Annotated in this window: 11 protein-coding genes; all 11 read left to right on the forward strand. The window is 35.6% G+C overall.

Going from position 1 to position 13,431, the window contains the following annotated elements; all coding sequences use genetic code 11:
• Window positions 1-70: 70 nt before the first annotated feature.
• Entirely contained in the window at window positions 71-1,147 is a 1,077-nt protein-coding gene (serC, locus tag ACKU4N_RS07685) for a 3-phosphoserine/phosphohydroxythreonine transaminase (RefSeq protein ID WP_321322155.1), read from the forward strand.
• Window positions 1,148-1,295: 148 nt separating this feature from the next.
• On the forward strand, window positions 1,296-2,219 hold the full coding sequence (locus tag ACKU4N_RS07690; protein WP_321322157.1) for a 3-phosphoglycerate dehydrogenase: 924 nt from the start codon (window positions 1,296-1,298) through the stop codon (window positions 2,217-2,219).
• A gap of 115 nt (window positions 2,220-2,334) precedes the next feature.
• Complete coding sequence (locus tag ACKU4N_RS07695) at window positions 2,335-3,585, forward strand: DUF1015 domain-containing protein (protein ID WP_321322159.1); 1,251 nt, start codon at window positions 2,335-2,337, stop codon at window positions 3,583-3,585.
• A 189-nt stretch (window positions 3,586-3,774) separates the two neighbouring features.
• A complete protein-coding gene (locus ACKU4N_RS07700) occupies window positions 3,775-6,198 on the forward strand; it encodes an ABC transporter permease (RefSeq protein ID WP_321322161.1) in 2,424 nt (807 codons plus the stop codon).
• 213 nt (window positions 6,199-6,411) lie between these two features.
• Window positions 6,412-7,020, forward strand: coding sequence for a TetR/AcrR family transcriptional regulator (locus ACKU4N_RS07705; RefSeq protein ID WP_321322163.1), 609 nt, complete (start codon window positions 6,412-6,414; stop codon window positions 7,018-7,020).
• A 10-nt stretch (window positions 7,021-7,030) separates the two neighbouring features.
• Window positions 7,031-8,314: a TolC family protein gene (locus ACKU4N_RS07710; protein WP_321322165.1), complete on the forward strand. Its 1,284-nt coding sequence runs from the start codon at window positions 7,031-7,033 to the stop codon at window positions 8,312-8,314.
• Window positions 8,315-8,434: 120 nt separating this feature from the next.
• Window positions 8,435-9,319 carry an HlyD family secretion protein gene (locus tag ACKU4N_RS07715; protein ID WP_321322167.1) on the forward strand — a complete coding sequence of 295 codons (885 nt, stop codon included), beginning with the start codon at window positions 8,435-8,437 and terminating at the stop codon, window positions 9,317-9,319.
• 3 nt (window positions 9,320-9,322) lie between these two features.
• Window positions 9,323-10,249, forward strand: coding sequence for an ABC transporter ATP-binding protein (locus tag ACKU4N_RS07720; protein WP_321322169.1), 927 nt, complete (start codon window positions 9,323-9,325; stop codon window positions 10,247-10,249).
• Window positions 10,246-10,992 (forward strand): ABC transporter ATP-binding protein, encoded by a 747-nt coding sequence (locus tag ACKU4N_RS07725; protein WP_321322171.1) that lies wholly within the window; start codon window positions 10,246-10,248, stop codon window positions 10,990-10,992. Before ACKU4N_RS07720 ends, ACKU4N_RS07725 begins: the two co-directional genes overlap by 4 nt.
• Before the next feature lie 120 nt (window positions 10,993-11,112).
• Window positions 11,113-12,219, forward strand: coding sequence for an ABC transporter permease (locus ACKU4N_RS07730; RefSeq protein ID WP_321322173.1), 1,107 nt, complete (start codon window positions 11,113-11,115; stop codon window positions 12,217-12,219).
• Window positions 12,220-12,266: 47 nt separating this feature from the next.
• Complete coding sequence (locus ACKU4N_RS07735; protein ID WP_321322175.1) at window positions 12,267-13,385, forward strand: ABC transporter permease; 1,119 nt, start codon at window positions 12,267-12,269, stop codon at window positions 13,383-13,385.
• Window positions 13,386-13,431: the final 46 nt, after the last annotated feature.

Raw genomic sequence — 13,431 nt, forward strand, 5'->3', positions numbered from 1 at the left:
AAAATAAATTTTTATTTGCAATTTTGCCTCAGGATATGGAATAATACAAAAATTTAAAACGTTTGAAAAAATGAAAGTACACAACTTTTCTGCAGGTCCTTCAATTCTTCCTGATTTTACAGTTGAAAAAACAGCTGAAGCAATTAAAAATTTTGCCGGAACAAGTCTTTCTTTGATGGAAGTGTCTCACCGCAGCAAAGAATTTGTTGCAGTAATGGATGAGGCTATCTCTTTGTTTAAGGAATTATTAAGTATTCCTGAAGGTTATTCGGTTTTGTTTCTTGGTGGTGGTGCCTCAACTCAGTTTTGCATGATTCCTTACAATTTGTTAGGAAAAAAAGCAGCTTATCTGAATACAGGAGCTTGGGCAAACAAAGCTTTGAAAGAAGCAAAACTATTTGGTGAAGTAGTAGAAGTAGCATCTTCGAAAGATACTGTTTACAACTACATTCCTAAAGGATATAAAATTCCTTCTGATGTAGATTATTTTCACATCACTACCAACAACACTATCTATGGTACAGAGATTAAAGAAGATTTAGACGTTAATGTTCCTTTAGTAGCTGATATGTCATCTGATATTTTCTCTCGCCCGGTTGATGTTTCAAAGTATGCATTAATTTATGGCGGTGCTCAAAAGAATCTTGCACCGGCAGGTGTTACTTTTGTGATTGTAAAAGATGAAATTCTTGGTAAGGTAGATCGTCAGATTCCAACCATGTTGAACTACCAAACACACATCGATGGAGAGTCAATGTTTAATACTCCACCAGTTGTTCCTGTTTTTGCAGCTCTTCAAACTTTGCAGTGGATCAAAGAACAAGGTGGCGTATCTGCAATGCAGAAAATGAATGAAGAAAAAGCTGCTGTGCTTTACAATGAAATTGACAGCAATCCAATGTTTAAAGGAACCGTTATTAACAAAGAAGATCGTTCATTAATGAATATCTGTTTTGTAATGAATGACGAATATAAAGAATTGGAAAAAGAATTCTATGAATTTGCTACAGCAAAAGGAATGTCTGGAATCAAGGGGCACCGTTCAGTTGGTGGTTTCCGTGCTTCTACCTATAATGCTCTGCCAAAATCAAGTGTACAGGCATTGGTTGACTGCATGCAGGAATTCAAAAACATTCACGTAAAATAATTATAATAGTAAATAGGCAGGAATGGGTAAATCCATATCCTGCTTATTTGTCATTCAGTGCACGAGGAACGACTAAAGTAATGTTAGCATTACTTCGATTTGGCTGGCAATGACATTTTATTTTTTCATAATTCAAATATCAAATAAAATGACAAAAGTATTAATTGCAACCGATAAGCCTTTTGCTCCCGCAGCTGTTGATAGTATCAGAACTGTTGTTGAAGGCGCTGGTTACGAATTGGTTTTGTTGGAATCTTATACTGATAAAGCAGATTTGTTAGCAGCAGTTGCCGATGTAGATGCCATGATTATTCGCAGTGATAAAGCAACACGTGAAGTAATTGAGGCCGCTAAAAACCTTAAAGTAATTGTTCGTGCTGGTGCAGGATACGATAATATCGATCTTGAGGCTTGTACTGAAAAAGGCGTTGTTGCCATGAATACTCCTGGACAGAATTCAAATGCTGTTGCAGAGTTGGTTTTTGGAATGATGGTATTTTTGGCAAGAAATGGTTTTAACGGAAGTGCCGGTGTTGAATTACGGGGAAAGAAAATCGGAATTCATGCATATGGTAATGTAGGTCGTTATGTTGGTGAAATAGCTAAAGGTTTTGGAATGGAAGTATATGCTTTCGATCCATTTGTGGCTAAAGAAACAATTGAAGCTGATGGTGTAAAGGTTGTTGACTCTGTTGAGGAATTGTACAGCACTTGTAACTATGTTTCTCTTCATATTCCAGCAAATGACAAAACAAAAAAATCAATCAACTTCGATTTGTTGAACAAGATGCCTGAAGGTGGTGTTCTTGTTAATACAGCTCGTAAAGAGGTGATTGATGAAGAAGGTTTGATTAAATTAATGGATGCTCGTAAAGATTTCGCATACATTTCGGATATTGCTCCTGACTGTAAAGAAGAAATTGAAGCTAAATTTCAAAGTAGATTCTTCTTCACTCCAAAGAAAATGGGGGCGCAAACTGCTGAGGCAAACATCAATGCTGGTATTGCCGGAGCAAATCAAATTGTAAACTTCATTAAAAATGGAGACGAAACATACAGAGTAAATAAGTAGTATATGGAAAACAAGAAGAAAGTCATTTTCTTTTTGTTTTCTACCTTATATATTTGAATGCAATTTGTATTCAAATAAATTGCAACAAACAAACACAACAAAAACATAGAACGCGATGGCTATTTTAAAACCATTTAAGGGCTTGCGCCCACCAAAAGAGATTGCAAAAGATTTGGCTTGTCTGCCATACGATGTAATGAATTCAGAAGAGGCTGCTCAAATGGCAGAAGGTAAGGATGTATCTTTGCTTCATATCACTCGTGCCGAAATCGATTGCCCTGCCGGAACAGACGTTCACTCAGAAGAGGTGTATGAAAAATCTGTATCCAATTTAAAAATGTTCCAGGATAAGGGTTGGTTGGTTCAGGACGAAGTAGCTAAGTTTTACATCTATGCTCAAACCATGGATGGCAGAACTCAGTATGGCATTGTTGCAAATGCAGCTTGCGAAGATTACAAGAATGGTGTAATTAAAAAGCATGAATTAACTCGTCCGGATAAAGAGGAAGATCGTATGATTTTAACTCGTTATACCGAAGCAAATCTTGAGCCGGTATTCTTTTCGTACAAAGCTGTTCCGGAAATTGATGCAATTGTTGCAGATATTGTAAAGAACGAAGAGGCTGAGTATGATTTTGTAGCGGAAGACGGATTTGGTCACCATTTTTGGCCTGTAAATAATCCATCAACGAATAAAAAGCTGGAAGAGTTGTTTGCAACTAAAGTTCCTGCCACATATGTTGCCGATGGTCACCATCGTACTGCAGCGGCTGCGCGTATTGGTGAAGAATTTGCCGCTAAAAATCCCAATCATACAGGTGATGAGGAGTACAATTATTTTATGGCTGTTCATTTTCCAGATAATCAATTGGCAATTATCGATTACAATCGTGTTGTTAAGGATTTAAACGGAATGACTGATGCTGAGTTTTTGGCGAAGCTGGAACAAACATTTGAAGTTGAGTGCATGGGCGAGGGGATTTATAAGCCAGCTAAATTGCATGAATTCTCAATGTATTTGGATAATAAATGGTACAAACTAAATGCTAAAGAAGGAACTTACGATGATAAGGATCCTATCGGAGTTTTAGATGTAACTATTTTGTCAAGTCATGTATTGGATAATCTTTTGGGTGTTGAAGATCTTCGCACCACAACTCGTGTTGAGTTTGTAGGTGGTATTCGTGGATTGGGCGAATTGAAGAAACGTGTTGATAGTGGAGATATGAAAGTTGCATTTGCTTTGTATGCAGTGTCGATGCAGCAGTTAATTGATATTGCTGATACAGGAAATATTATGCCTCCTAAAACAACATGGTTTGAACCTAAGCTTCGTTCAGGTTTGTTAATTCACAAGTTGGATTAAGCAAGTTTATATAAGAAATATGAAAGGATGCCAATTGGCATCCTTTTTTTTGTGCGAAAACGTACATATACGTGCTTATTCGAACAGATTTTGTTTCGTATAGTTTTCTGTAGTTGTCAGATATGTAGGTTTTTATGAGTGGTGGCATGTGGATTGATATATAAGGGCTGTAAATCTAATCCCTAAACTATGATACAGAACTTCTTTAAGGTTGCCTTTCGGAATATGAGAAAATACAAAGGTTACACTTTTATTAATATTGTTGGTTTGGCTGTGGGGCTGGCTTGTGTATTTCTTATTTATCTGTTTGTTCAGGATGAGTTGAGTTACGATAAATTTTATCCCAAATATAAAGATATTTATCGTGTAGCAACTAAAGTAAAAATGGGTGAGCGAAAAATGGATGGCAATACCATTTGTGCACCTTTCTCTCCCAATGCAGTTGCTGATTTTCCAGAAGTAAAATATGCAGTAAGAATTCATTTTTGGAACAATGTGTTGTTTAAATATGAGGACAAGCAATTTGTGGAAGACAAATTTTTACGCACAGATTCTACTTTTTTTGAAGTCTTCTCCCGTCCTTTCGTGTTTGGTGATTCAAGGACAGCTTTAAAGGAGAAGAATAATATTGTATTGACTCAAAGTACATCTCAAAAATATTTTGGCGATGCAAATCCTGTTGGGAAAATTTTGAAGATGAGTGAGGATAAGCTCTTTACTATAAGTGGAGTGGTGGAAGATGTACCTGAAAATTCTCATTTTCATTATGATTTAGTTGGCTTGTTAAATTTGAGTGCAGAAGAGGAAGATGCTTGGTTTAGTGACTATATGCAGGCTTATTTTTTGTTGAAGCCAGGAACGAACTACAAGGATTTAGAAGCTAAATTTCGTGATTTCACGATCAGACATATGGGACCTAAATTGATTGAAGTTCTTGGGATTGATATTGTAGCATGGGAAAAAAACGGAAATGAATTTAAGTATTATTTAGAGCCATTAGAGTCGATTTATCTTAAGACTACTACGGAAGGTCAGATAGAGCCTGTTAGTGATATAAAATACATTTATATATTTTCGGCGATTGCTTTTTTCATTCTATTACTGGCCTGTGTTAATTTCTTAAATCTAACGACAGCCAGATCGTATACCCGGGCTCGTGAGGTAGGAGTAAGAAAAGTATTTGGAAGTAATCGGAATATGCTTATGATTCAATTTTATGCAGAAACTTTCCTAATGACTTTATTGGCGACTGTTATTTCTTTCTTCCTGATTGAGTTGACCTTGCCTTATTTTAATGAAATTACCCGGAAAAATTTGATGTCGCCGTTATTATGGCAGGGGGAGTATCTTTTATTTATGGGAGGCGTAATTGCATTTGTTGTATTGTTTGCCGGGAGTTATACCGCCATTTCTTTATCAGGTTTTAAGGTGATGAGTGTACTGAAAGGTGAAGTGCAAAAAGGACGGCTGGGGAAACGAATAAGAGCTGGTCTTGTTATTTTTCAATTTGTGGTTGCCATTGGTATTTTGATATCTGCATTTATTATTAAAGAACAGGTTAATTTTATGCAGGAAAAAAAGTTGGGATTTGATAAGGAACGTGTATTGGTGGTTGATAGGGCATATTCATTAGAAGATGAACAGAGAATATCCATTAAAGAAAAGTTAAAGGAGTATTCGGGAATTGAAGACGTGTCATTTTCAGGAATGGTTCCCGGCCGGGGTACAAATGGATGGTCAATGTATCGTGAAGGAGCAAACAATGAAGATATGATCAATTTTCGATTGATGCATGTTGATGAAAACTTTATTGATTTGCTGGGACTGAAAATAATTGATGGAAGAAAATTTGATAAAAACAGGGTGTCGGATTCTTCTGTTTTTATAGCTAACGAAGCTGCGATTGCTGCATTGGGATATACCGATAATCCTGTAGGACGAAATATTTACAAGCCGGATTTTAATCAAAATGGTCGGAAGGCTATTGAGATTATTGGTGTAATTGAAGATTTTCATTTTGAATCGATGCGCGATAAAATACTTCCTATGTTATTGGTATCTGACCCGAAACTTTTTAAACGTTATATGTTGGTTAAGTTACAGCCGGATAATGTAATGGATGGAGTAAAGATGGTAAAAAAGTACTGGTCAAAAATGACAGATGGGGAGCCTTTCGAATATTTCTTTTTAGATAGTGATTTTAATAGCCTGTTTAAGGGAGAAGAAAGGGTTGCGAATATCCTTAGTTCTTTTACTATTTTGGCCTTTTTTATAGCACTTCTTGGTTTATTGGGATTGGTTTCTTTTGAAATGCAGCAAAGAGTAAAAGAGATTGGAATTCGTAAAGTGCTGGGTAGTTCGGAATTTGGATTGATGATGATTTTGAGTCGTAGTCTTTGTTTGAATGTAATAATTGCAAATATTGTTGCATGGCCATTAACTTATTTTGTGATGCAGCACTGGTTATCGAATTTTGTGTACAGAATCAATTTTCCATGGTATTATTTTATTTTGGCTTTATTAATGTCGCTTATTTTGGCGGTGCTTACAGTAAGTGGTCATTCATTGAAGGTAGCAAGAGCAAATCCAATAGAATCTTTAAAATACGAATAGTTTTTTGTAAGTTTTAATACACAGTAAGAAAGTTCTCATCAGTAAATGGTGGAAGCTTTTTTTATCGGGAAATTTTATTTTAACCAAATGGTTAAAAAATGAAGATTTATTTGGAGGAATAAAAAAAAGCAAATATATTTGCATTAACCAAACGGTTAATCCGAATGGTTAATTTTTTGAGTATGAATTAACCAACTGGTTAATAAAATAGAAATGGAAAAGAAATCAGTCGAGACCCAAGAGAATATTCTAATTGCTGCAAGAACTATTTTTGCACAAAAAGGATTAGCCGGAGCCAGAATGCAGGAGATTGCAGATTGTGCAGGAATAAATAAAGCTTTGCTTCATTACTACTATCGAAACAAAGAAAAATTATTTGAACAGGTTTTTGATGAAGCACTAAAAAAAATGCTTCGCCCCATAGTTGCGTTTTTAGCAGATGATTCTGATTTGTTTCAAAAGATCAGAAATATTTGCAGGCACTATCATGAAGTGTTAGTTGAGTATCCGTTCCTTCCTAATTTTGTAATTAATGAAATTAATTCGGATCCGACACGAATACTTAAATTGTTTGATGTTGAAGGGTTTTTGGAGGGAAGGGAAAAGACAATAATTCAAATTAACGAAGCTGTTAAGTCAGGAATTATAAGACCGATTGATCCAAGAGAGTTAATTCTAAATATCATTAGTTTGTCTATTTTTCCGTTCGCAGGCCGACCTGTAATTAAGGAGATTTTATATAAAAATGAAAATATATATGAGATACTGAAAGAGCGGGCCGATCGTGTTTCTGATTTCATAATTCAATCAATAAAAATTTAATTCTTTTGAAATGACATCAATTTGTAGAAAAAGCAAATACATTCTTTTGCTGATTATTTTTTTTAAGACTCAGATAGGATGGTCTCAGGAAGAGGTTCTTAGTTTGGATCAATGTCAAAAAGAAGTTCAGGAATTTTTCCCATTAATGAAAGGAAAAGAACTTTTGAGTAAATCTTCGGATTTGAATACAGAGAATTTGAAACTTGCCTATTTACCAAAGATTTATGCCAATGGAAACCTCAGTTATCAGTCCGATGTAACAGGTATTTCATTTCCCGGAATGAATACGCCCAAAGCGCCAAAAGATAGATACTCGCTAAACTTAGATGTGGAGCAATTAATATATGATGGCGGAAAAACTCATAACAGGGTTGAGGTGGAGAAGAAATCTTCGGAGGTTGAAATTAAAAATCTGGAGATTCAGATGTATCAACTTCGTGAACGCGTTAATATGGCCTATTTTGGAATTCTGTTGGTTCGAAAAAGTAAATTGGTAATATTTGATAAACAAAATACCATTGTTAAACGCTTACAGCAATTGAAATCAGCTGTGGAAAATGGAATGGTTCTTCCTGCTAATTTAAAAATTATGGAGTCTGAATTGCTTTTAATAGAACAGCAGGTGTTGGAGTTAAATGCTCGTGAGGAATCCTCATTTAATGTGCTTTCTCAGCTAATGGGACGCAGTTTAAGTGTGAATACAAAACTCGAAGAAACAGAATATGATCAACTATCAGTAAATGGTTTGGAATCTAAGGATAGGCCTGAATATCAATGGTACTTAAGCCGGCAATCATTGTTGGATGCTCAAAAAGAGTTATTGAAGAAAGATAGATATCCGGTGGTATCAGCTTTTGGTCAGATGGGATATGGAAATCCCGGTTACAATCAATTAATGGATGAATTTGATACTTATTACATGTTGGGAGCAAAAATTTCCTGGAATATTTTCGATTGGAAATCAAATCGCAGAAAGCAAAAAGTAATTGGAATTCAAAAAGAGTTACTGGGAACCCAGGAGTTAAGTTTTACGCAAAATCAGCGTATTAATTTGGGGAAAGAAAGCAGTGAGATCAGGAAATTCGAAATTTTACTTGAAAAGGATGATGCCATCATCGAATTGCAGGAGGATATAAGCAGAAGTTCAGCCTCGCAGTTGGATAATGGTGTGATTACTTCAAGTGATTATTTAGAGGATTTGAATAAGGAAATTCAAGCGAAATTGAATAAAGAATACCATACAATTCAATTACAGCAATCATTGGCTGAGTTCAAACGTATCAAAGGAATTTAAATATCAATAAAATGAAACGTCCATGTCAAAGCGATTTTGACACAGAAGGGGATGATTATTTTAGCATAGAATCCCGAAAGCTTTGGGAACCATATGGTAAAAACTTAAAATTATAAACACATGAAATTAACAACAATTATAGGAGCAGTTATTCTTTTCTTTGTTTTCGGCTGCAATCAAAATGAAGCCGATTCGGATGCTTTTGGAAATTTTGAGGCTACAGAGTATATGATTTCAGCTGAAAACAGCGGTAAAATACTTGTTCTTGATGTAAATGAGGGAGATGTTTTCTCAGAGGCAAAACAAGTTGGAGTTATTGATACCACTCAGTTGTATCTGCAAAGAGAGCAGTTAAAAGCACAAAAGTCCGCTGTGGCCTCAGGAGTGAAGAATATCCTTTCTCGAATCGCGGTTTATCAGGAACAGATTTCTATCCTTGAAAAAGATAAATCAAGAATTGATAAAATGTTTGCAGACGGTGCAGCAACCAGTAAAGAAGTTGATGATGTTAATGGTGGAATTTTGCTTGCTCAGAAGCAGATACAAGCGGTTAAAACTGAGAATGCCAAGGTTTTGGGAGAGTTGGAAAGTCTTGATCGAAAAATTGAATCTTTAAACGATTTAATTGAGAAAAGTAAGATATATGTGCCAGAGGCCGCTACGGTTTTGGAAAAATATCAAGAAGCTTATGAGATGGTGAACACAGGAACACCACTATTTAAACTAGCCGATTTAAGTATGCTTGATTTACGGGTTTATATTAGTGGCGATCAGCTTTCAGAAGTTAAAATCGGTCAAGAGGTAAAGGTTTTGATTGATAAGAATAAGGAGGAGAATGAAACGCTTCAGGGAAAAGTGATCTGGATTTCTTCCCAATCTGAATTTACACCCAAAATTATCCAAACAAAAAAAGAGCGCGTGAAATTGGTTTATGCTGTTAAGATCAAGGTGGTAAATGACGGACGTTTGAAGATTGGAATGCCGGGTGAAATTAGATTCAAATAGCATATGAACTCTACTGTTAGTATAAATAATTTATCGAAATCTTACGGTGACGTTTCAGCTCTTAAAGAAATTAATCTGAATATTAAATCGGGAGAATTGTTCGGATTAATAGGACCGGATGGGGCAGGTAAAACAACATTGTTTCGTTTGCTTGCGACTCTATTGCTTCCCGATTCAGGCTCAGCAGCATTGTGCGGTTTCGAGATGGTGAAGGAGTATAGGCATATTAGAAATATATTAGGTTATATGCCGGGTAAATTTTCTCTTTATCAGGATTTAACGGTCTTGGAAAATCTTAACTTCTTCGCAACAGTTTTCAATACCCGAATTGAAGACAATATGGACATGATTCGTGATATTTGGGTGCAGATTGAACCATTTAAGGACAGACCGGCGGGCAAATTATCGGGCGGAATGAAGCAAAAACTGGCTCTCTGCTGTGCGCTGATTCATCAGCCAAAAATATTGCTTTTAGATGAACCTACAACCGGTGTTGATGCTGTTTCGAGAAGTGAGTTTTGGCAAATGCTGAAAGGTCTAAAAACAAAAGAAATTACAATAGTTGTGGCTACTCCTTATATGGATGAAGCTAATTTATGCGAAAGAGTTGCTCTTATGCAATCAGGCGAAATACTAAGTTTGGATAGTCCGTCTGGCATAATTGCCAATTTTGAAAAAGATTTGTACTCTTTTGAAGCAAAAGATACCTATCAGCTTTTGTTGGATTTACGTGATTATCCATTTGTTAATTCTGTTTTTCTTTTTGGTCAAAGTGTTCACTATACAGATGTTAGGGATGATTTTGTCCTGTCGGATTTGAAAGATTATCTGAAATTGAAAGGGCAGGATCATGTTGAAATTAAACAAATTGCGGCAGGCATAGAGGATTGTTTTATGGCTTTGAGTCAACAAAATACTGTTCAGGAATGAATTCAGATAAAAAAGTAATATCAGTAAGGAACTTATTTAAAAAATTTGGCTCGTTTACAGCAAATGATGATTTGTCATTTGACGTGTATCAGGGTGAGATTTTTGGTTTTTTGGGTGCAAATGGAGCAGGAAAGACGACTGCCATGAAAATTCTATGTGGCCTTTCCTATCCAACATCCGGAGAAATAATGGTTGCTGGCTTAAATGTATACAAACAAAGGGAAGAACTGAAGCGAAATATTGGTTACATGAGTCAGAAGTTTTCCTTGTACGAGGATTTAACGGTGTTTGAGAATATTCGTTTTTATGCCGGTATTTACGGAATGTCTTCGAAGAATATCAAGTTGAAATCGGATGATTTGTTGAAAAAACTTGATTTGGTTCATGCCAGAAATAAAAAAATTGGCGAACTGCCTCTTGGCTGGAAGCAGAAGTTGGCTTTTTCTGTTGCTATTTTTCACAATCCAGAGATTGTGTTTTTAGATGAACCAACAGGAGGAGTTGATCCGGTTACCCGAAGGCAGTTTTGGGATCTTATTTACGAAGCTTCCCGAAATGGGATTACTGTTTTTGTAACCACTCACTACATGGATGAGGCAGAGTATTGCAATCGGGTTTCAATAATGGTTGATGGAAGAATTGAAGCTTTGGATACACCGGAAGGACTTAAAAATAAATTCGACGCCAAAGATATGGATGAGGTTTTTCTTCAATTGGCAAGAAAAAGCAATTACAAAGAATAACATTTGAACGGATTTGCTAAAAATATAAAGAGATGAAACACCCATTTAAAAGGCTTTACACACAGGAAGATGCTTGCAGTTTGGGTGTTCCATATGACATAAAAATCAAATTATAAACACATGAAACGATTTATTGGTTTCCTGAAAAAAGAGTTCTATCACATTTTTCGCGATAAGCGATCAATGCTGATATTATTTGGAATGCCCATTGTGCAGTTGCTGCTTTTTGGTTTTGTTATTACCAACGACCTTAAGGATGTAAAGATGGCTGTTGTGGATCATTCGAAAGATGAATATACATCTGAAATCATTAATAAAATAACTTCTTCGGGTTATTTTAAACTCGTTAAGAATCTGGATGGCATTGCACAGGTAGATGAGCTTTTTCGCAAAGGAGAAACGAAGCTGGTTTTGGTGTTTGAACCTGATTTCGGAAAAAATCTGATTAAAGGATCAAAAGCTTCGGTACAAATATTGACGGATGCCTCGGAACCTAATATGGCGAGTTTAGAGGTGAATTATCTTCAGGGAATTCTTCAGAATTACAATTTGGAGATCAATAGAGGAAAGACAGTTCCCAGTCAAATCATGCCCCAAACAAGAATGTATTTTAATCCCAATATGGAGAGTGTTTATATGTTTGTTCCGGGAATTATGGCCACCATTTTAATGTTGGTTTCTGCCATGATGACTTCTATATCTATAGCACGTGAAAAAGAAATGGGAACGATGGAGATTTTGCTGGTTTCGCCATTGCGTCCTTTGCAAATCATCTTAGGGAAAGTAACGCCTTATTTGTTTTTGTCGTTTATTAATGCTCTGGTAATTGTCGGAATGGGGTATTTTGTGTTTGGAGTTCCGGTTTTGGGTAGTTTTGCCTTACTTATGGCTGAGAGTCTTTTGTTTATTCTGATGGCTTTGTCTTTAGGAATCTTTATTTCTACAATTTCGGACAGTCAACAGGTTGCTATGATGCTCTCTATGTTTGCATTAATGCTGCCGACAATTTTGCTTTCAGGTTTCATTTTCCCTTTACGGAATATGCCTGTATCTCTGCAAATCATCAGTCATATTATTCCACCACGATGGTTCATTATAATCATCAAAAATATCATGTTAAAGGGAAGTGGATTTGAATTTGTTTGGAAAGAAACCTTAATTCTTATCGGAATGACTGTGGGATTTATTGGCCTTAGCGTCAAAAAATTCAAAATCAGATTGGAGTAATACCCACCGAGATTTAAATTTATTTTTAACTGCAACGGAAATAAAAGATGCGAACTATAAAATTCATATTGCAAAAAGAGTTTCTACAGATCTTTAGAAACAAAAGTATGTTGCCTGTAATTTTTGTTATGCCAATTATTCAGCTTTGTGTATTGGTATTTGCAGCAACTTACGAAATGAAAAACACCAATCTGTTTGTTGTTGATAAAGATCTTTCCAGCCATTCCCGTGAACTGATTTCCAAATTTAACGGTTCTCCTTTTTTTACCGTTAAGGATATCGATTTTTCGATTAATAACGCTGAAGATGAGCTTTTAAAGGACGATGTTGATGCGATTCTGGTTTTTGAAAATGGCTTTGGAAAGTTGGTGGATAAAAAAGAACCTGCAGAGGTTCAGGTGTTGGTAAATGCAATAGATGCCAGTGCTGCCGGATTATACAATGCCTATATTTTATCGGTAATACAGGAATATAATTTGCAGCTCAAAGCTAAACTTCAGATTGTAGGAAAAGACAACGGAATTCATTTGGTTCAAAATACATATTCCTTTTTGTTTAATCCTGAAATGAAATACATTCCCTATATGCTGCCCGGAATTCTGGTTTTATTGGTGACTGTAATTGGCTTGTTTTTATCTGCAATGAATGTTGTGCGCGAAAAGGAAATTGGGACTATCGAACAAATTAATGTGACACCAATTAAAAAATATCAATTTCTGATTGGGAAATTAATACCGTTTTTAGTGATTGGATTTTTTGAACTTGGTGTTGGTTTACTACTTGCTGCATTTGTGTTTAAAATTCCATTTTTAGGTTCTGTATGGTTAATTTATTTGGTTGCTTTTGTCTATCTGCTCACCATTTTAGGAATTGGTTTGTTTATTTCAACACAAACCGATACCCAACAACAAGCTATGTTTATAGCCTGGTTTTTTATGATTGTTTTTATCATGATGAGTGGATTGTTTACACCTACAGAGAGTATGCCTATGTGGGCTCAAAAATTGAATGTTCTTAATCCAGTAGCTTATTTTATTAAAATAATAAGAATGATAATGTTAAAAGGATCCGTATTTGCAGATGTAGTGAGAGATCTGAGTATTTTAGGATTGTATTCAATTGCAATGCTTGGAATTGCCGTAAACAGATACCGAAAGGTTGCTTGAAAACAGGTGGATGAATTGATTCCGGATCAATTTCATTGCGCTTATA

Origin of the sequence: Labilibaculum sp. (assembly GCF_963664555.1) — a bacterium.
Classification (GTDB): Bacteria; Bacteroidota; Bacteroidia; order Bacteroidales; family Marinifilaceae; genus Labilibaculum.